Source organism: uncultured Sphaerochaeta sp. (assembly GCF_963676625.2).
GTDB lineage: Bacteria > Spirochaetota > Spirochaetia > Sphaerochaetales > Sphaerochaetaceae > Sphaerochaeta.
This window is the reverse complement of sequence record NZ_CAXXYB010000004.1, coordinates 480,841-501,020: the sequence shown is the minus strand read 5'-3', so window position 1 is coordinate 501,020 and position 20,180 is coordinate 480,841. Positions and strand designations below refer to the sequence as shown.

Genomic DNA, 20,180 nt, shown 5'->3' with positions numbered 1-20,180 from the left:
TCGGTTTTGACGGAAATCCAGGTCTTCACTGTTGCTATAATTGCCCCAGTGTAGGCCTTGAAATATTTTCCGGTGAAGTTAGAGAGCAATCTGGGACAGTTTCAACATAGCTCCGAACGATGCCACAAACGATGAGGTTCCTTCCGTTGCGTTGAAATCTTCCTTGAGCAAGGCCGATATGCTGATATTTGGTTTTAGTGCCCAGGAACCTTTCGCCGTGAACTGCACATGGACATCTGAATTGGTCAGCGCAAATTCACTCATGCCATTTTCTGTTGTGTAGGGCATATCGATGGTGGCCTCGTCTTTCAACAGTATCCCGACAATGGCGGTTGCGGTAAGTGCTTTTTGTTCATACTTCATCATGACCTGGGTAAGGAAAGCTCCAGGGCCATAGGGAAACCCAAGGAAATAGGCATTGCTATCGCCATTCAATGCCCCTGCATAGGCAAATTGTTTCAAGGGGGCTGTAAAGGTTCCTTCCTTGCTGGTGCTGTTATAGAGATAGTTGGAGGTATAGTAGCATTCTGCGCCTACTGTAAGACCTCCCTGGGTATTCTTGAACGTGTTTTCCCGTAATCCAAAATCATCTTGCTTTGCAACAAGATCAGTGCCATCAAAGAAATGCCAGCTGAATCCAAGCATGGCTCCGAGGGCAGAGGGGTTCTCTTCCAGGGATCCGACAATGGCTGAATCCGAAACTACGAAGGATCCGTATATACGGGCAGGTCCTACCAATCCCTCGCAAGTAGCCTCGATCATCACATTGGCTGTCTCATGTGCCGTTGACTGCCAGACTCCAAATGGAATCCAGTTGGAAAGGGCAATGGAATCGCTCCAGGTCATGGCAATTTCACTGATGGTAGCACGGATCTGGCGATTTTCGAATCCTATTTTATGGGCGAACAAGGTTTTGTCGATGGGAGCGTTTTCGCTGGAATACATGCTGCCGAAATTGGTTGCCAGAAATTGATACCACCAGGAACCATAGGTTTCATCAACACGATATTGCAACCAGAGATGGTCATAGTAGGGCGAGTTGTCCGAGATTGCGAGGTCGTACATGCCAGGCCCCCATTCGAGTTTACGTCGGCCGAAGGATCCCAAGAACCCCTTGTATCGTGTTTCAGCATAACCAACCCTAGGGGAATTGTTGTCCATGGAAAGGCCGCTTTGCGGTTTGAACCAAAGATATCCATCGGAGTCGGAAAGAATTGATGATTTTTGGTGGAAATCCACAATACCTACCAAGTCGAAATTATTTGCAGAAAATTTGAATCCCATATCAATCAATGGGGGCAATTCTGCATAGAGTTTATAACTCTCCACAGTCTCTTGCTCATCTGTCAGACCAGTATCTGAAATGGTGCTATACGTGAAAGAAGGTACAAGTGTCGCAACTGGAACTAAATCAGCATATAGCATACTTACTACACTAGTCATAAGTACGAGCAGAAAGATTTGTCTACATTTATTCATGGGTATTCCTCATGTTTCTATTTTGCAACTCATTATAGTGATTCAGTTTTCAATTACAAGTAAAAAATCACTATAAGTTGCCATTTTTGGACATATCTAAGAAGTTGTATATTTCTATTTTTGAAAGATATGTCATAATTGGCAAATAACAATTGGTGTGGTGTTCTTGAAATTTCATGCTGATAGTCACTAAGGAGCAGATAATACAATGAGAAAGTCCGGACGCTTTGTATTACTTTTATGTGCCATTTTCTTAATGGTAATGACAACGATGCTTGTCTCATGTCAAGAGGCAAATACAACACCAGGTGAGCTGGAGATTACTTTGCCTGATATGCAAAGTAAATCCATTCTTCCAGGAAATACTACGATTACCTGGATACAGATTGGAGGGACAGGTCCCAATGATGCCGTCTTGACTCCCCAAAATTTTCCACTGGGTAGCAAGATTTCCATCAGTGGCCTTTCAGCAGGAGCTTGGACCATTACCGTAACAGGATACAATGGCAATCCGGGAGCCGAAACAAACAAGGGAATCCTGCTTACCACTGTCGCCAGCCAAGACGTAACCATTGCTTCTGGTAAAATAACCACTGCCAAGTTTGCCTTGCATTATCTGCAAGAAGGAACAGGTCTTGCCAATGTTACTGTGACGTGGCCTTCTTTAAATAGTTCCATTGCCACTGTTACGGGAACGTTGGAAACTGTATCGAAGCCAACCTCCAGTGATTCCACCTTTACTTCTGATGGTAATTCAAATTTGCAAGCCAGTCTTGCCTTTTCCAATATTACTGTCGGAAACTATGATTTTGATTTGTCCTTGACCAATGCTTCGGGAACGAAGATCAGCATTCCGATGATTGACATGGCAAACATCTTCTCTGAACTTACCTCGACAGGAACGATTGCCCTGGAAGCCGCGGATGTACCCCATGTTGCCACTCCCTCCATTACCGCCAGTGAGCAGCCAGCGAAAGCAAACTATCGGACAGTTTCCGTAAGTTGCGCAACTTCCAATGCAACTCTCTATTATTACCTGACCACTGCAGATGATGCTACCGAATCATTCAATTATGATTCCAAGATTCCCTATACTGGCCCCTTTGATATTGTGGTTCCTGATAATGTTGCTTCCGTTGATCCCTATGTCAGGGTTGTGGCAATCAAGGAAGGTTATCAGGACTCCATATTTGCTTCCAAGGAAGTACTGGTCAGTGGTGCAGGTGGTTCCGGTGTCGAAATTACCGATCCTACACTCGTCTCTGATATCGTGATTACCCAAACCGATGACAATACGGTAACACCTTCCTTTACCTTGGCCTATGATATCCAAGGTGATCTTACGATCAGTTCAGTAGCTTGGTACTTTGATGGCAACAGTTTAGCAGCCGTCGATGCCGATACCGATAACAACGACAATACTTTTACGCATGGTGGAACGCTTGGTACTGGCTCTCACCGAGTATTGGTAAAGATTACCTATACCGATGGAACTGACAATACTGAAGTGGCATCACAAAACCTCACCTTCGAAGTAACATCAACTGATGCGAAAGTTGCAAGACCGACCATTACTATCGCCGATGTCATTGGTGGTATACAGGTTACCATTGATTGCGCTACTACCGGTGCTTCAATTTACTATACGACCGATGGTACAACTATGCCGACTTCAGAAAGTACGCTTTATACTGCACCGTTTATCCTTACTGAAGGGAATGCAACTATCAAGGCAATTGGTGTTCTTGATGGAGCAACTGCATCAGATGTTAGGGCTCTTGATGAAATAACGGTAGCGTCGCTTGCGACCCCGGCGTTCATTGTTGAGGAAGGTACCTATACTGGCTCACAAAATGTGAAAATTACCTGCACGGATGCAACAAGTATTTACTACACGACCGATGGAACCGATCCTACGACAGCCAGTGCCTTCCTCTCCTCAGGAGATACTATAACGGTTAGTGAAACCTCGACAATCAAGACTTTTGCCGTGGCAAGTGGCAAGGCAAATTCCGCCATTGGCAGTGCCGATTACATAATTACCTATGCTGTGGGTGATACAGGACCTGCTGGTGGCCTTATCGTCTATGTAAATAGTTCAAATTATGCTTCGGAATATGGATGGACCTACCTGGAAGCTGCTCCTGCTGAAAGTACTGCAGTATGGGCAACTAAAGATCAATCTGTCGTAGTTGTCGGCGGAACCTCAAAGCTATTTAGCACCGGTGAAACGAACACGGCCAAGATGGTTGCCAAGTCCGATGCAGGAGCTGCAATAGTGTGTAACGGTTCAACAGAAGGGACCTATTCCGATTGGTTCCTGCCATCCTTGGCAGAATTGCAGGCTATTTATAACGACTCTTTTGCGAAGACGAGCTTTACTGCGAATCTGACATACTGGAGTTCCTCCGAAGCAAGCACCAGTAATGCCTGGGCATTCGACTTCAGTGACGGTACAGCTGTCAGCATGGTGAAAACCACAAGTAGCAATGCAGTACATGCCATTCGGGCATTTAAGTAAAAGGATAGGGAGCCAAGGTGATGAAACGTCTACGTGTGCTATCGTTTCCGATGAAAATGTACTGCTTGTTGCTGATAATTGTTTTGGCCTTGTCTTTGGTCTCCTGCAGTGAGCCCTCTATGCAAGGTGATCTGGAGATCTCGTTTCCCGATTCCTCCTCCAAGTCGATTGTTCCTACCAATACGGCAGTTACCTGGGTTGCCATCAGCGGATCGTTGAATGGCAGTTCAGATGTAAAGTTTGACATACAGTATTTTGAGTTGGGCAAGACAATCAGTATCAAGGGATTATCTGCGGGAACGTGGACGATCAATGTAACGGGATACAATGGTAATCCTACGGATAGCAAAACAGCTGTGCTCACGGGTTCGGCCATTGATGACGATGTTACCATCCGCTCAGGTAGTACGACCCGTGCGGTTTTTGCACTTCATTATCTGGATTCCGGCAAAGGGCTTGCTTCCGTAATGATAACCTGGCCAAATACTTCGGTAAGAAATGTCTTGCTTACGGCTAAGGCAGGAGCATCCACGGTTGGGTCCTCTGCTGTTTCCGTAGACTCTACACTTAATTCAGCAGTACTCGAACTTTCCAATCTAGATGTTGGCAACTACGATTTGGATGTGACTCTGACCAATGCCTCGGGTACGACCATGGCTTTCCCGATGATTGATATGCTGAGTGTATTTGCCGATCTGAAAGCTGAAGGCACGATTTCGCTTGTAGATGCTGATGTGCCAAGGGTTGTATCCCCGGTTATCAGCGTGACAGCTGATGGGCCTTCTATTACTTCCCGTACAGTATCCATTGTTTCTGCAACGCCGAATACAACCATCTATTACACGCTGGACGATAGTGTTCCCCAGTTTGCCGATGGAGTTCCCGGTGCCAATACCCTGACGTATACCCAGCCTTTTGCCATTACTTCTCCTGTAACTATTGTCACGACTCTTGCAGCCAGGAATGGCTATCAGGATTCGGAATCTATCTGTTCAGGAGAACTGACAGTAGGCGGTAGTGATGACGGAGGGGTAGTCATTTCCCAGCCTTCGCTTATCAGCAATGTCTTGGTCACTTCAATGAATGAAGTTTATCTTGAAGATCCTTCTTTTGCTGTCAGTTACGATCTTGAAGGATCACCGATCCTTGATTCGGTTCTATGGTATCTTGACGGTACCTCAGCAGATGATACGGATAATGATGATTCGTATACCTACACTGGGTTCTTGCCGGCAGGCAGGCGCCAGGTATCTGTCAAAATTCTCTATCATGATGGGACTGGGGCAAAGACGGCTCTTGGCACCTTGCGTTTCAACAATAATGGTCAGGTAGCGACACCGGTGGTCGTGGCGAGTGGGAGCGATTCCTCCATGCAAGTGTCTATTGCTTCTGCAACACCGACTACTTCTATTTATTACACGACCGACAGTAGCGTGCCGACTGTTGCAAGTAAGTTATACACGGAACCTTTTTCAGTGGCAGCCAAGACTACCATCACGACAATTGCTATGGCCGTGGAGTATCGTGATTCGGTCATTGTCAGTGCGTTGGTGGATGGTGGTTCCCTTTCCATTACCACGCCTTCCACCGTTTCGGATGTCATTGTTCAGATTGATACCTTGCGGTCAAGACAACCGCAATTCTCCGTTGGCTATGAAGCTGTAAATGTATCCGGTGAAACGGTTACCTGGTATCTGGACGACGACACTCAACCCTTGACTGACCAGGATGGGGATGCTGTCCAGACCACTTGCACTTACGGGGGTACCTTGGAGGCAGGTCGTCATCAGATAACGGCAAAGATTACCTATAATGATGGTACAAGAACCCAGGTTGCCTCGGGTCTCGTTCGGTTTGACCTCGAACAAGTTCTAACCCCAGAGATTACTACGGTTCAGGCAGATAACGCCAAGCAAGTTACCCTAAGTTGTGCGACAGCAGGGTCAACTATCTACTACACGACTGATGGAAACCTTCCTGATGTGACCAATTCAAATCAGCTGTACAGCGGACCGTTTGTTGTTTCCCTTGGAAAGACAGTAAAGGCGATTGCTGCAAAAGTAGGGCTTGCCGATTCTGCAACAGCGGAAAAGACAATGCTGTATGCCGTAGGCGATACAGGACCTTCCGGTGGTCTGATCTTCTTTGTCGATACTAATAATACCTATAGTGGCTGGACGTATCTGGAAGCAGCTGCATCAGATGAAGGGGACCATATCTGGGGTGGTGATGAAACAGCCTTGGGTGCTTCGGTCCAGAGAACGGCGATTGGTACTGGAGAAGAAAATACCTCCGCGATAACCGCAATCTTGGATGCGTCGGAAACTGATTATGCCGCAAAGATTTGTGAGAACAAGACAGTGACGTACAACGGAACGACCTATTCTGATTGGTTCTTGCCGTCAAGGGATGAACTGGATGCCCTCTATACGTGTTGGAACGATACCGGAAAAGGTTCGTTTGCTACCGTTGGGTATTGGAGTTCCACAGAAGACAATGCCTATATTGCCTGGATGCAGAATTTTACTGATGGCATTCAGAATGATGGCAACGGCAATGGCAGTAAGTCCATCTTGAACAGGGTCCGTGCAGTACGGTCCTTCTAATGGAGATTAAAGAAGTGAAAGGATATGGAAAGACAATGAAGGCGGCAGGTCTCCTGCTGTTGGTCCTGCTGGGCCTGGCCCTGGTCTCCTGCGAGCAGCCGGGGATGGAGGATGGATCCCTCTCCCTATCCATAGCCGACTCCAAGTCGATACTCCCCGCCAGCACGAGGGTGACCTGGGTATCCATCGGGGGGGCGTTGAACGCCGATCCTGACGCCCACAAGATAGATACGCAGTTCTTCGAGCTCGGCAAGCCGATAGGGATAACGGGGTTGTCGGTCGGGACGTGGACGTTCAAGGTGGTTGGGTACAACGGGAATCCCTCCAATGGAGGGAAGGCGCTTACCATGGAATCTTCCGATGCAAGCGTGAACATCATCTCGGGCAAGACGACGACGGCCTCGTTCACCTTGCAGTACCTGACACAGGGAAGCGGAAGTGCCGATGTCACGGTGACCTGGCCGAACAGTGCGAACCTTGCGGTGAAGGGGACGTTGACCTCCGGTGGTGCAACGGCAGTGAAGACAGTATCCCTGTCCACGAGCGGGAGCTCCCTGCTGTCCTATACTTCCCTGGCCGTTGGCGACTACGACCTCGAGGTGACGATGATCAATCCGTCTGGATCCACTATCGACTTCCCGATGATGGAGATGGTGAACATATTCAGCGACCTGGCGAGCACGGGTACGGTGGCGCTGGAAGCGGCGGACCTGCCAAGTCTGGGAGTGCCTTCCATCAGTGCGGGATCCGAGACTACGAGCACCGGCGATGCGGTGTATGCCTACCGGCTGGTGACACTGACCGTCCCGAAGAGCGGCTCGAGGCTGTACTACACGACCGACGGTAACGAACCGGGTTTCATTGACAGTGACGGGACGATGGTCCCCGACACTTCCACGACGGAGTACACCGTACCGTTCGAGCTGAAGGCTACGGACAGCGCGGTTACCAGCACGGTCAAGGCGATGGCGTCCAAGGATGGCTATGTTGACTCGCAGGTGGCGACTGCCAGCTATACGGTGAACGGGACGGGGGAGACAGGGACGATCATCACACCGCCCTCAATGGTCTCGAACGTGGTCCTCACCCAGGATGCTGCGAACCCGTTGCAGTTCAGCGTGAGCTACGATACGCAGGGGACACCGAAAGAGACGGTGAGCTGGTACATGGACACCGAGGCTACGGCTGCGGTGGACCTGGACACTGATGCTGACAGCAAGACGTTCACCTCTGACCTGCTTACCGAGGGACGGCACCAGGTCATGGTGAAGATTGCCTATACCGACGGTACTGAGTCGAAGACTGCGTTTGCATCGAAGCGGTTCGACGTGAGCCAGACGGCAGGTCCGGTGCTGAGCCTGACAGAGGGAGTACCCCAGACGGTCACGCTATCAAGCACGACCGACGGGGCGACGATGCATTACCGGTATGCGACGGGAGGGGACGACCCGAGCGGGGCATACACCGAAGGAACATTCTTCACGGTTACGTCAGGGATCTCGCTGAAGGTTGAGGCCTATGCGACCTATTACGGGCTCGAGGCTTCTCCTGTGGTCACTGCAAACTACCAGCCGACGGCAACTCCAATCTTCAATCCAAGCAGTGCGACCTTCACCGATAGTCAGGAAGTTACGATTACCAGTACTGATGGATCGCTGATCTGCTTCACAACCGACGGAACGACAATTCCTACGACCGGCAGTTTCGTGGTTGCCTCGGGGGAAAGCATGGTGTTCAGTGACACGACCATAGTGAAGGCGATGGCAGTGAAGAGCGGAATGGTAAATTCAGCGACAGCGGAAGGGACCTATACAAAGAAATCAGTCTATATCGTAGGAGAGACGGGACCTGCGGGAGGAAAGATATTCTATATCAATCCGAATGCGGCGACTCAGGGCTGGACGTATCTGGAGGCGGCGCCTGCGGATGAGTCTCCAGTCTATTGGGGAGGAGTTGGAACAGCAACCAATGCAATAGCAACAGCAATAGGAACAGGAAAGGCGAATACCGCGGCCATAGTGACAGTCGTGGATAATTTGGGAGAAACCAATTATGCGGCGAAACTATGTGCTGTCAAGACAGTAACGAACAGCGGAGTAATATATGAAGATTGGTTCCTGCCTTCGTTTGAGGAACTGAACCTGATGTACACCAATCTGGCCGTAAAGCGTCTTGGAGGTTTTGGTTCTTATTATTATTGGAGTTCTTCGGAGTCCGTTGCATACGCCACAGCAGTGGATTTTGAAAGAGGTGGTACAAGTTACCTAGCTAAAACTTCCAATTGTGGTGTTCGGGCAATACGCTCCTTCTGATGAGCCATTCAACTATATGCCTATTTTACCATGAGGAGGTGCAGGGGCTATTTCCCTGCTACCTCCCAGAATTTTGTTGATCGTCCTTGAATGTGAATGATTGAAGAAACGGAATTGTATTGGGTTATAAAGCTTTTGTTACTTGTTTGAAGATATGTGAATGAAACCAGACTTGCACGGTTCGGGTGGTTTAAAGGGAAAGAAATGAAAGAGGAAATGAAAATGCATACGATGAGGAAGTTTGCCATACCTGTTATCGGTATGGTGTGTTTCTTCATGCTTTTTGTTTCCTGTGTAGATGAGGCTTCCTTTGTCCCGGGAACCCTTGAGCTCCAAGTTCCCGATCTTCCCGTTCCTCGGATGATCGAACCTTCCGGGGATGATATTTCCGTTACGTATCTGAAGATATGGGGAGAGCAAACCGTGGGGGGAGGTGCAATATTATCTTCACAGGTACGGCAAATGGGTTCTGCCATTACCATCAAGGGACTGAGGCCCGGAACCTGGAATATTGATGTTTGCGGTTTGAATACCGAAGATGCTTCGTCAATAGTGACCTCGAGTGCCGAGCAATCGGTGACAATCCAATCGGGAAAGGTCTCGACTGCCACATTCAACTTGGCCTATCTGACTGACGGTGTCGGGATTTGCACGGTTACCCTAACCTGGCCGGAAGTGGCAAACCATATTGTAAAAGCATCGTATTCATTGAATCAATCTTCTGTCGAGAAGTATGCATTCTCTTCTGATGGTCCATTCACCCCTGCCAATTCCCTTTATACCGTGGATATTCCATCTACTTCAGCAGTAAACATAGGAACCTATGATTTGGATGTTACGCTTACCAACCAGTCTGGTACTACCATCTCCTTTCCTACTTTCGATACTGCAAAAATTTATAAACAGAAGAATTCAACGGGAACGGAGGTCTTGGATGACATCGAGGTTGCCCAAATTACTTCAATGGTCTCTATAGGTGCCTTCTCTACAGCTGAAGCAATAGACATTCCTATTGGAGCATTTCCTTCCGATGTTCCCATCTATTACACGATTGATGGCAGTGACCCGACTATCGGAAGCACGCTCTATACTGGACCGATTACCATTGCGGAAACAACGACTATCAAGGCAGTTGCTGCCAAGGATGGTTACGGCGATTCCGATATTTCCACCGGTGTCTATACGGGAAAGGGCTTCACCTTTATAACCCCACCCAAAATTGCCTCCATAGATATCATAACAAACGATTACGTAACCTATGGGGCTATTGCAATTGGAGAGGAAGGTTTTGATGAGAAACACTACAGCTGGTATCTCAACGGCATAGTGCAGGCAAATGAAACCCAAGACCATATTACGTTAAACAACCTTGTATCCGGGAAACGTTACCGGATCATGGTAAAGATACAGAAGGGCGACTCAAGTCTCGATACATTTTCAACGACCGAATATTTCACCATACCGTAAAAATAGGAAGGACATAGTATGAAGGTACAATTATTTATGAGTAAACACATTATGAGAAACAGGTTTTGGCTTTTTACTATTTTGGGTACGGTATGTCTCTCTCTGAACATCTCCTGTTCAGACATTCTGAATTTCAAGTTGCCCAACTCAGTTTTAGCAGCTAATATTTCTTGGCCCACCGCGGTGTTTGATGGTACTTTGACAAAGACAATCGAGGTTGCCACGATTACGGGTACGCTGAGTCAGGATGGTACGAGTCTGGCGACAGTGGTCAATGATTCGGTTGACGGTGCTTCCTCCGCCCTGCTTTCCGGAAAAGTTTCGCAACTTAAAAATTCCGGTGACCTTCGTATTACCTTGACCGATACTCAAGGAGAGGAGACAACCTACCGTTGTGGGGAAGTCCTTTTGGCAAACAATGATAAAAATCCAATTGATATATCCTTGAAAGGATACTCTTATATCACCAGTATGCCTTCTTCTGCATCCTTTTCCCAGGGTGACACAATAGATATTTCAATCGGTGCCTATCCTTCCACTGCCAAGGTCTACTTTACGACTGATGGGGAAGTTCCTACGACAGCCAGCACTCTTTATACCGGCCCGATCACAATTGATGAAACAACAACCGTCAAAGCTGTTGCCGTCTGTGACGGGTATGTCGATTCGGCTATTTCGACGGGAATCATCAAGGAAAATTCAGGTGTTTCTGTAGAAATTCCTCCTCTTGATACCACACCTTCAATAGTCACAAACGATTACAAGACCTTTGCTGCAGTACTGACAGGGGTAACCAGAACTGCTGCTATTGGGTATACCTGGTATCTCTTTCACTCCGGTGATGAAACAAGAATAATAACCACCGAGGTTGGCTATATTACCTTTGATAATCTTGAGCCCTCTGAAAGCTATCGGTTGGTTGTCAAGGCCACTAATGGATCACAAAACTTCAATAAATCGCAGACCCTTGTCATACCTGAAACTAGTGGAGCGGGAAAATGAAAGAATTCGTGTTGAAGAAAAAACACAGTATATGCATATACCTTATAGTGGCCTGTGCGTTTGTTTTGACTTCTTGTGCCCAAGCCGGTATGCCTGACCCCTTTGTAGGGAGTCTTTCTGTATCTGCAAACTTAGCTACCGCCGGAAGTAGAGCTTCTGGTACGGCAAGTACGGCAGAAGACATCGTTCTTTATCGGTTGTCAGGTTCCGGCCCCGATGGCTATTCCCTGGATATTGAAAATGTCTCACTTCCTTGGGTAATCTCTCGGTTACCCATCGGAAAGTGGACAATGACTCTTGATGCCTATGGTGATGGAGATATCCAGTTACTTACGGGAAACAAGAGCCTTGAGGTCTCTTCCGGGACACTGAAGAAAATTGCTTTTTCCCTAATATCTCCAGAATTGGCCAATCAGGTCGTCGCGCCGGTATTCTCTCCTTCCTCCGAGGAATTCTTTCCTACAGAAACTTTTACCATAAGTTCTCCCACTGCTGGAGCTGTCATCTATTATTCGACCGATGGCAGTATTCCAAATGAAACCAGTCTCCTTTACGAAGGGGCAATCACTCTGAATGATTCGACTACGGTCAAAGCCATTGCGATAAAAGATGAAATGACAAACTCCTCCGTTGCCACCGCTGTCTATACGAAGACCAGTCAAGTTGCAACACCTATCATAACTCCTGCAGGAGGAACCATAACTGGTTCTCAGCAGGTAACCCTTTCTTGCAGTACAGCTAATGCTGTCATTCACTACACGATTGATGGAAGCGAACCTACTGTGGCAAGTTCTGTTTATACAGGAGCTTTCACTGTTATGGGAACTACCACGGTAAAGGCCCTTGCGGTCAAAACCAATCTCATAAATTCGTCAGTTGCGACAGTTACCTATACCTATGTATCCTTACCGACAGTAGAGACTCCGGTCATCAATCCAGGTGGAGGGTCATTTTCCGGTTCCAAGACCGTAACCCTTTCCTGTGCTACTTCAGGTGCTGTCATTCACTATACTCTTGACAATTCCACTCCCTCTGCAAGCAGTGACACGTATTACGATCCACTTGTCATTACTACCGGTACCACGATAAAAGCCATTGCAACCAAATCCGGCTACCAGGATTCGGCAGTGGCGGAAGAGACCTATTCTTTGCGTTTGGCTGTCTCTACACCTATTCTCAGCCCTGCAGGTGGTGCTTTTGTCAGCTCGACTTCTGTGGTGGCCTCTTGCAGTACCGATGGAGCTGTCATTTACTATACGACCGATGGCAGTACTCCAACTACCTCCAGTTCGTTGTATGGATCTCCCATTTTCCTTGATGCCTCTACGACAATAAAGGCCATGGCCATGAAAACTGGTATGAGCAACAGTTCTGTTGCAAGCGGAGTCTACACCATCAAGGTGGCGACTCCCACTATAAGTGAACCGTCTTCAATTTTCTCCGGCAGCTTGACGGTAGCTCTTGGTTGCTCGACCACAGGTGCTTCCATTTGGTATACGACCGATGGAACCACTCCTACTACCAGCAGCATACTGTATACCAATCCAATAACAGTAACCGATTCAATGACCCTCACCGCCGTGGGTGCCAGAAGTGGTTGTGAGAATTCCTCGACCATCCAGGCAACCTACACCAAACAGGGGACCGTCATTACCCCAACGATCAGTGCCAGTGCCATAACGGGAGGTCAAGAGGTAATCCTTGGTTGCGGAACAACCGGGGCAACTATCTATTACACCCTCGATGGCAGTGTCCCGACAATTTACAGTACTCCTTATACGAGTCCGTTTACGGTAACAGGGGATACGACAGTAAAGGCTTTTGCGATCAAGACGGGAATGGATGATTCTGCAGTTGCCACTTCCTCCATTTCCCTTACTACCGTAGTAACACCTTCAATTATTGCTTCTGATGTAGCCGGAGGCCAGCGGGTGACGATTACCAGCAGTACAAGCGGAGCTACAATTCACTACACGACCGACGGTAGTACTCCGACTTCCTCCAGTTCTATGTATTCGAGTGCCATTAACCTGAACAGTACAGGTACGACCAATTTCAAGGCAATCGCGATCAAGGCCGGCATGCTTGATTCTACTGTTGCAAGCAAGAGCGTGACGGTGGATCAGGTTGCTATTCCGACATTCACGCCAAACGGTATGCTGTTCAACAGTTCCCAGGCAGTGACGATGACCAGTACCTCTGGATCGACTATCTATTACACGAAGGATGGGAGTACCCCAACGACCAGTAGTCCCTCGATTACCTCAGGACAAAGCATAACGCTCAATACCACGACCACGCTTAAGGCAATGGCGGTTAAGAGCGGAATGGTAGACAGCAGTGCCTCAAGTGCGACCTATACTGCGATGGCCACTATCTCCACTCCCGTAATAGCCGCTTCCAACATTACCGGTGGACAACAGGTGACGATGAGCTGTGCAACCAGTGGAGCTACGATTCACTATACGACAGACGGAAGTGCACCGACTTCATCCAGTGCGACGTATTCGAGTGGAATCAACCTGACCAGTGCGGGAACGATTACCGTCAAGGCCATTGCCATCAAGAGTGGTATGGTCGACTCTTCTGTTGCGAGCAAGAGCGTGACGGTAGGCCAGACAGCGACTCCTTCTATTAGTCCAAGCTCAGGATCCTTTGATGGCTCCCATCAGGTTACCTTGACCTGTACGACGAGCGGGGCGACAATCCATTACACCACCGATGGCAGTACGCCAACCTCAAGCAGTACCTCCTATACCACCGGTGCCTTCAGTGTTTCTGGAACAGTTACTGTCAAGGCCATGGCGATTGCTTCCGGAATGTTGGATAGTAGCGTGGCAAGTGCAAGCTATACTGCGATGGCTGCCGTTTCTACTCCCACGATAACTGCTACTGATGCAACTGGCGGTCAACAGGTGACGATGGGCTGCGCAACCAGCGGAGCTACGATTCACTACACGACAGACGGAAGTGCACCGACTTCATCCAGTGCAACGTATTCAAGTGGAATCAACCTGACCAGTGCAGGAACGACTATCGTCAAGGCCATTGCCATCAAGAGTGGTATGGTCGACTCTGCTGTTGCAAGCAAGAGTGTGGTTGTCTCGCAGACAGCTACTCCCTCTATCAGTCCAAGCACCGGGACTTTTGATGGGTCCCATCAGGTTACGGTAACTTGTGCGACGAGCGGGGCGACAATCCACTACACCACCGATGGCAGTACTCCGACCTCAAGCAGTACCTCCTATACCGGAGCCTTCAGTGTTTCTGGAACAGTTACTGTCAAGGCCATGGCGATTGCTTCTGGTCTGGTAAACAGTAGTGTGGCAAGTGCAAGCTACACGGCAATGGCCACTGTCTCCACTCCCACGATAACCGCTACCGATGCAACCGGTGGACAACTGGTGACGATGAGCTGTGCTACGAGCGGAGCTACAATCCACTACACGACCGATGGAAGTAACCCGACTTCGTCCAGTGCGACGTATACAGGTGCTATCAACCTGACCAGTGTAGGAACCTCCAACTTCAAGGCAATTGCCATCAAGAGCGGCATGGTCGACTCTGCTGTAGCGAGCAAGAGTGTGACAGTGACCCAGGCAGCGACTATCGTGTTCAATCCGGGCACTACGTCATTCAGTGGTTCCCAGGCAGTGACGATGACCAGTACCTCGGGTTCGACCATCTATTACACAAAGGATGGCAGTACTCCAACGACCAGTAGTTCCTCGATTGCCTCGGGGCAAAGCATAACGCTCAGTGCAACAACCACAGTGAACGCTATGGCGGTGAAGAGTGGAATGGTGGACAGTGGTGTTTCCAGTGCGACGTATACGGTTGTGACATCGATTGCTGCACCGACTTTCTCACCTGTTGAAGGATCGTTCGACGATGCCCAGACTGTCACAATTTCTGCCATAAGTGGTGCAACAATCTACTATACGTCGGCAACAGGTGATGCTGTCCCTGCCAACCCTACCACAGGGAGTACCCAGTTCACTGGTGCTATAGCGGTTGATGAGACGACGACCATAAAGGCCATCGCCGTCAAGAGCGGGGTAAGTTCACCGGTAGCTACGGCAACGTTCACGATCAACGGGTCAATTATAATAGAATTCTAGGATATAAGTTTATCCTAAAAGGAGATATAGGCATGACGGGAAAGACGGTTCGATACGGTATGGGAATGCTTTTAGCATTGTTGTACCTTATCACGTCTATTTCCTGCAGCCAGTCTGAACCTTTTGGGAATTTACATCTGGATTTGTCGGTAAATGGGGTTCCTCTTGGCTCTGCCAGTCGTCTGATCGGTCCCGAGAGCGACGCAATTGTCATTGCCTTCATTACTGTCAGTGGGTACAGCGATAAAGGCGATAGCATTGAGGAACAGACCTTTTCCATCAATGGTTCTTTGCAGATCAAAGGTCTTTCGGTAGGTACTTGGCATATTGGTGTAACGGGATTGAATAGCGATGAATTGCAGATAACCGGAAAGGCTGTTGATGATAATGTCGTCATCAAATCAGGTAAGGCAACGACTGCTGTATTCAATATGCAATACCTGAGTGAAGGAGCCGGTTCCTATACGGTGACAATAACCTGGCCGAGTGATGAGGGTTGGTTTTCCGATGTGACCTTGGATCTTGGGGGTAGTTCCCAACAGTCTGTTGTTCCTGCCAAGGATGCCGTCGAGGCGGTATTCGAGAAAGAGGGAGCGTCAGTAGGAAGCTATGATCTGAATCTTGTGTTCACCAATGGGTCCGGGACCACCATTTCGCTTCCCATGATGGATACAACCAAGATTTATGACAGTCTTGTCTCGACAGGCTCCCTGGAGCTTTCCGACTTTGATTTGGTACCCGTCTTGGATCCAGAAATCTCGATTGCCAACCAAGAGACGGTTACTCTTTCCTGTGGTACTGACGGTGCGTCAATTTACTATACGACTGACGGTACCGACCCTGTTACGTCCTCTACCAAACAACTCTATACGGCAGCGTTTGATGTTTCCTCCTTTTCGGCAACTATCAAGGCTGTAGGTTCTTGCGAGGAGTATCGTGATTCAGCGGTCGTTGCCCAGAATATGGATGGAAGCGATCCTGACGGAGGTATTGTCATTACTGTACCGGGAACCATCAAGGATTTGACGATTTCCAAGGAGTCGGCGAATACCTTTATCGCCGCCTATGTAGAAACGGGAGATGAAGATAAAACAATCCTTTGGTATATGGATGGTGTGGAACAGAGTGATACCGACAATGATGATAGCTTTACCTATGAAGAAGGTTCCCTTGAGGAAGGTCGTCATCAGGTAATGGTGAAAATTACCAAAGGTGATATGACCTATGCCGGTTCCCTCCGGTTCTCTGTTGATGATAGCGGTATCGTCATTGACGTACCGGGAACAATAGAGAATTTAGAGGTTGTCATGGAGGCCGAACATGTATTTGCGGCTACCTATACTGAAACAGGTGACGATGAAAAAACCATCTTGTGGTATATGGATGGCGTGTTGCAGAGTGATACCGACAATGACGACAGTTTTACGTATACAGGTACGCTTACCGAGGATCGACACCAGGTAACGGTAAAGATCGTCAAGGGTGGAAAGACCTATGCCGCTTCTCTTCGCTTCACCGAGGGAGAAGGTGGTGGTGGAGTTGTCATTACGGAGCCCGGAACCATCGAGAATCTTGAGGTTTCCAAACAACAGCTGGGGTATGTCTTTACGGCCAGCTACGCAGAGACCGGTGAACAGGTAAAAACCATTCTTTGGTATATGGATGGCGTTGAGCAAAGTGATACCGACAATGACGATAATTTTACCTATACAGGTACTCTTGAGGGAGGTCGTCATCAGGTAACGGTGAAGGTTACCAAAGATGACAAGACCTATGCAGGTTCAATCCGTTTTACTGTTTACGATTTGGGAAGCACTGGTCCTTCGGGTGGAATCATCGTGATGGTGAGTTCCGATGTAGCGACCGATGGCTGGTCGTATATGGAAGCAGCTCCTGTGGATGAAGGGATAGCCTGTACCTGGAGTGAGGCAATCCAGCTATGTTCCAATGCAACCTACGATGGATATGTGGACTGGATGTTGCCATCAAAGGAAAATCTGCAAGCCATCTATGAACAGAAAAGTGTATCAACAGGTTTTGCTTCCAGTTGGTACTGGAGTTCCGATGAGGATGCTACGGGAAACAAGGCTTGGCAATTGAATTTTGGCACAGGTCTTTCGCTCTATTACACCAAGAGTGGGTACAACCATGTCCGTGCGGTTCGGGTGTTCTAAGAAAGGGCGAGAGAGTGAAAGAGAGAATGGAAAAAGAAGTGAAAGGTGGAAAGGAAATGAAAATACAAAAAGAAATGGAACAGGGAAAGAGAATCAACAGAAATTCAATCTCCTGTATATCCATCTTGTTGATACTGTCTGTTGGGTTGCTTCTTGCATCCTGCAGCCAGCCCGATGCCACGGGCTCGATATCCCTTTTTCTAGACAATTCCAAGTCCATAGGACCGGGCAGCAGTGCTGTGGTCAATTCCATCAGGTTCTCCGGTACCAAGGGTGACGGGACTGTATTGCAACCCCAGATTCTCTCCTTGGGTGACGGAGCCAAGGTTGAGGGCATCACGGTAGGGACCTGGACATTCTTTGTGGAAGGATTGAACAGCGAGGGCACAACGATAACCGAGGTCGCCACGCAAGGCAATGTAAGCATAGAGTCGGGCAAGCAGACCCAGGTTTCCTTTGCATTGAGGTACCTTTCCACAGGGGATGGAAACTTCAACCTTACGGTGAACTGGCCTGCTGGACTCCCTACGTTCGAGAGAGTCGAGGCCACGGTAGGCACGGAGACAGTAGCGGGAACGGTAACAAACAACTCAGCAGTGATGACTGGGACGAAACAGGTAGGGGACTATTCCATTGAAGTTACCTTCACCAACAAGTCAGGGACGGCAATAACCTTTCCGTATCTGGAGATGGCGAACATCTTCAAGGGGCTGGAATCGAAGGGAACAATTGAACTGGAGGGTGCAGACTTCCCGCAGGCAGTGGAACCGGTAGTGACGGTAACTGACATGACCGGGGGAAAGCAGGTGAGTTTATCTACCACTACTGAAGATTCTGTAATCTACTACACAATCGATGGGACTGATCCTGCAGCAAGCAGTACCAAGGAAATCTATACCAGTGCAATCGACCTGACCAGTGCAGGGACGAAGACAATCAAGGCGATTGCCAGTAAGCAAGGCTTGATTGACTCTACTGTCGCAAGCACAAGCGTAACCGTGGAGCAGGTGGCTATTCCAACTTTCAGTCCGAGCAGTGCGACCTTCACCGATACCCAGGAAGTTACGATTACCGGTACAACAGGATCGACAATCTACTACACGACAGACGGGACGACAATTCCTACGACCAGCAGTTCCTCCCTTATTTCGGGTGGAAGCATAAACGTCAGTGAGACGATCACAGTCAAGGCGATGGCAGTGAAGGAAGGGATGGCAAATTCGTCGACAGCGGAAGGCGTCTATACCAAGAAGCCAGTTTATGCCGTAGGAGAGACAGGACCTGCAGGCGGGCTCATTTTCTATGTAAATCCGAATGCAGCAAAGGATGGCTGGACGTATCTTGAGGCGGCTTCCGAGGATGAAAGCGGGACGTATGTCTGGGGAGGAAATGGGACAGTAACTAATGCAACAGCAACGGCAATAGGAATGGGAAAGTTTAATACCGCGGCGATTGTGGGAGCCTATGGAGATGTAAGACCCTATGCAGGAAAACCTTATGCTGCGAAGGTATGTGATGACAAGACGGTGACCAACAATGGCGAAACCTATGCTGATTGGTTTCTACCGTCCAAGGATGAACTGTACTGGATGTATACCAATCTGTATGCAAAGGGGCTCGGGAGTCTCGTTTCTTCGTTTTATTGGAGCTCTTCTGGGGTCGATGCATACAACACCTGGTACCAGAATTTCAATGGTGGTAGCCAGTACTATGGCAAGAGCAATGCAGATTATGTTCGTGCGGTGCGCTCTTTCTGATGAGCCATTCAACTATGTACCTATGTACTTATTTTACCCTAGGGAGGTGCAGGGACCTTTTTCCCTGCTATCCTCCGGATTTTGTTGATCGTCCTTGATTGTGAATGAATATAGAGCGGAAATGCATGGGATGCTCCTGTTTTCGCTATGGGTTTGAAGCTATGAAATACGACAGGACCCGTACAATGCGGTCCTTTTGGGGGAGATGAAGAGATGAAGCGATATGGAAAGACAATGAAGGCGGCAGGTCTCCTGCTGTTGGTCCTGCTGGCCCTGACCCTGGTCTCCTGCGAGCAGCCGGGGATGGAGGATGGATCCCTCTCCCTATCCATAGCCGACTCCAAGTCGATACTCCCCGCCAGCACGAGAGTGACCTGGGTGTCCATCGGGGGGGCGTTGAACGCCGATCCCGACGCCCACAAGATAGATACGCAGTTCTTCGAGCTCGGCAAGCCGATAGGGATAACGGGGTTGTCGGTCGGGACGTGGACGTTCAAGGTGGTTGGGTACAACGGGAATCCCTCCAATGGAGGGAAGGCGCTTACCATGGAATCTTCCGATGCAAGCGTGAACATCATCTCGGGCAAGACGACGACGGCCTCGTTCACCTTGCAGTACCTGACACAGGGAAGCGGAAGTGCCGATGTCACGGTGACCTGGCCGAACAGTGCGAACCTTGCGGTGAAGGGGACGTTGACCTCCGGTGGTGCAACGGCAGTGAAGACAGTATCCCTGTCCACG

10 protein-coding genes are annotated in these 20,180 nt (G+C 48.8%); 8 read left to right on the top strand and 2 right to left on the bottom strand.

Features of this window, described 5'->3' with window-relative positions; all coding sequences use genetic code 11:
• Positions 1-78: 78 nt before the first annotated feature.
• Positions 79-1,443: a hypothetical protein gene (locus ACHZBG_RS05435; protein ID WP_320128433.1), complete on the bottom strand. Its 1,365-nt coding sequence runs from the start codon at positions 1,441-1,443 to the stop codon at positions 79-81.
• A gap of 370 nt (positions 1,444-1,813) precedes the next feature.
• Here ACHZBG_RS05435 and ACHZBG_RS05430 point away from each other — a divergent pair, with 370 nt between their 5' ends.
• The 8 genes from ACHZBG_RS05430 to ACHZBG_RS05395 all read left to right on the top strand — a co-directional run bounded on the left by ACHZBG_RS05430 (position 1,814) and on the right by ACHZBG_RS05395 (position 19,439).
• Complete coding sequence (locus ACHZBG_RS05430) at positions 1,814-4,000, top strand: chitobiase/beta-hexosaminidase C-terminal domain-containing protein (RefSeq protein ID WP_394699328.1); 2,187 nt, start codon at positions 1,814-1,816, stop codon at positions 3,998-4,000.
• A 20-nt stretch (positions 4,001-4,020) separates the two neighbouring features.
• Positions 4,021-6,606 carry an FN3 associated domain-containing protein gene (locus tag ACHZBG_RS05425; RefSeq protein WP_320128431.1) on the top strand — a complete coding sequence of 862 codons (2,586 nt, stop codon included), beginning with the start codon at positions 4,021-4,023 and terminating at the stop codon, positions 6,604-6,606.
• A 641-nt stretch (positions 6,607-7,247) separates the two neighbouring features.
• Positions 7,248-8,918: an FN3 associated domain-containing protein gene (locus ACHZBG_RS05420; RefSeq protein WP_320129230.1), complete on the top strand. Its 1,671-nt coding sequence runs from the start codon at positions 7,248-7,250 to the stop codon at positions 8,916-8,918.
• Between the two features lie 222 nt (positions 8,919-9,140).
• Positions 9,141-10,385: an FN3 associated domain-containing protein gene (locus ACHZBG_RS05415; protein ID WP_320128430.1), complete on the top strand. Its 1,245-nt coding sequence runs from the start codon at positions 9,141-9,143 to the stop codon at positions 10,383-10,385.
• Between the two features lie 51 nt (positions 10,386-10,436).
• A complete protein-coding gene (locus ACHZBG_RS05410; protein ID WP_320128429.1) occupies positions 10,437-11,387 on the top strand; it encodes a chitobiase/beta-hexosaminidase C-terminal domain-containing protein in 951 nt (316 codons plus the stop codon).
• Positions 11,384-15,508, top strand: coding sequence for a chitobiase/beta-hexosaminidase C-terminal domain-containing protein (locus tag ACHZBG_RS05405; protein ID WP_320128428.1), 4,125 nt, complete (start codon positions 11,384-11,386; stop codon positions 15,506-15,508). Before ACHZBG_RS05410 ends, ACHZBG_RS05405 begins: the two co-directional genes overlap by 4 nt.
• A gap of 32 nt (positions 15,509-15,540) precedes the next feature.
• On the top strand, positions 15,541-17,682 hold the full coding sequence (locus ACHZBG_RS05400) for a DUF1566 domain-containing protein (protein ID WP_320128427.1): 2,142 nt from the start codon (positions 15,541-15,543) through the stop codon (positions 17,680-17,682).
• Between the two features lie 56 nt (positions 17,683-17,738).
• Positions 17,739-19,439, top strand: a complete 1,701-nt coding sequence (locus tag ACHZBG_RS05395) for a chitobiase/beta-hexosaminidase C-terminal domain-containing protein (RefSeq protein ID WP_320128426.1) — start codon at positions 17,739-17,741, stop codon at positions 19,437-19,439.
• 38 nt (positions 19,440-19,477) lie between these two features.
• Here ACHZBG_RS05395 and ACHZBG_RS05390 read toward each other — a convergent pair whose 3' ends face one another.
• Complete coding sequence (locus ACHZBG_RS05390; RefSeq protein ID WP_320129242.1) at positions 19,478-20,179, bottom strand: hypothetical protein; 702 nt, start codon at positions 20,177-20,179, stop codon at positions 19,478-19,480.
• Position 20,180: the final 1 nt, after the last annotated feature.

Excerpts from the sequence above, each read along its gene's own strand:
- ACHZBG_RS05425 (WP_320128431.1), top strand. The coding sequence starts at position 4,021 with ATGAAACGTCTACGTGTGCTATCGTTTCCGATGAAAATGTACTGCTTG.
- ACHZBG_RS05410 (WP_320128429.1), top strand. The coding sequence starts at position 10,437 with ATGAGAAACAGGTTTTGGCTTTTTACTATTTTGGGTACGGTATGTCTC.
- ACHZBG_RS05430 (WP_394699328.1), top strand. The coding sequence starts at position 1,814 with ATGCAAAGTAAATCCATTCTTCCAGGAAATACTACGATTACCTGGATA.
- ACHZBG_RS05400 (WP_320128427.1), top strand. The coding sequence starts at position 15,541 with ATGACGGGAAAGACGGTTCGATACGGTATGGGAATGCTTTTAGCATTG.
- ACHZBG_RS05420 (WP_320129230.1), top strand. The coding sequence starts at position 7,248 with ATGATGGAGATGGTGAACATATTCAGCGACCTGGCGAGCACGGGTACG.
- ACHZBG_RS05395 (WP_320128426.1), top strand. The coding sequence starts at position 17,739 with ATGAAAATACAAAAAGAAATGGAACAGGGAAAGAGAATCAACAGAAAT.
- ACHZBG_RS05405 (WP_320128428.1), top strand. The coding sequence starts at position 11,384 with ATGAAAGAATTCGTGTTGAAGAAAAAACACAGTATATGCATATACCTT.
- ACHZBG_RS05415 (WP_320128430.1), top strand. The coding sequence starts at position 9,141 with ATGCATACGATGAGGAAGTTTGCCATACCTGTTATCGGTATGGTGTGT.
- ACHZBG_RS05435 (WP_320128433.1), bottom strand. The coding sequence starts at position 1,443 with ATGACTAGTGTAGTAAGTATGCTATATGCTGATTTAGTTCCAGTTGCG.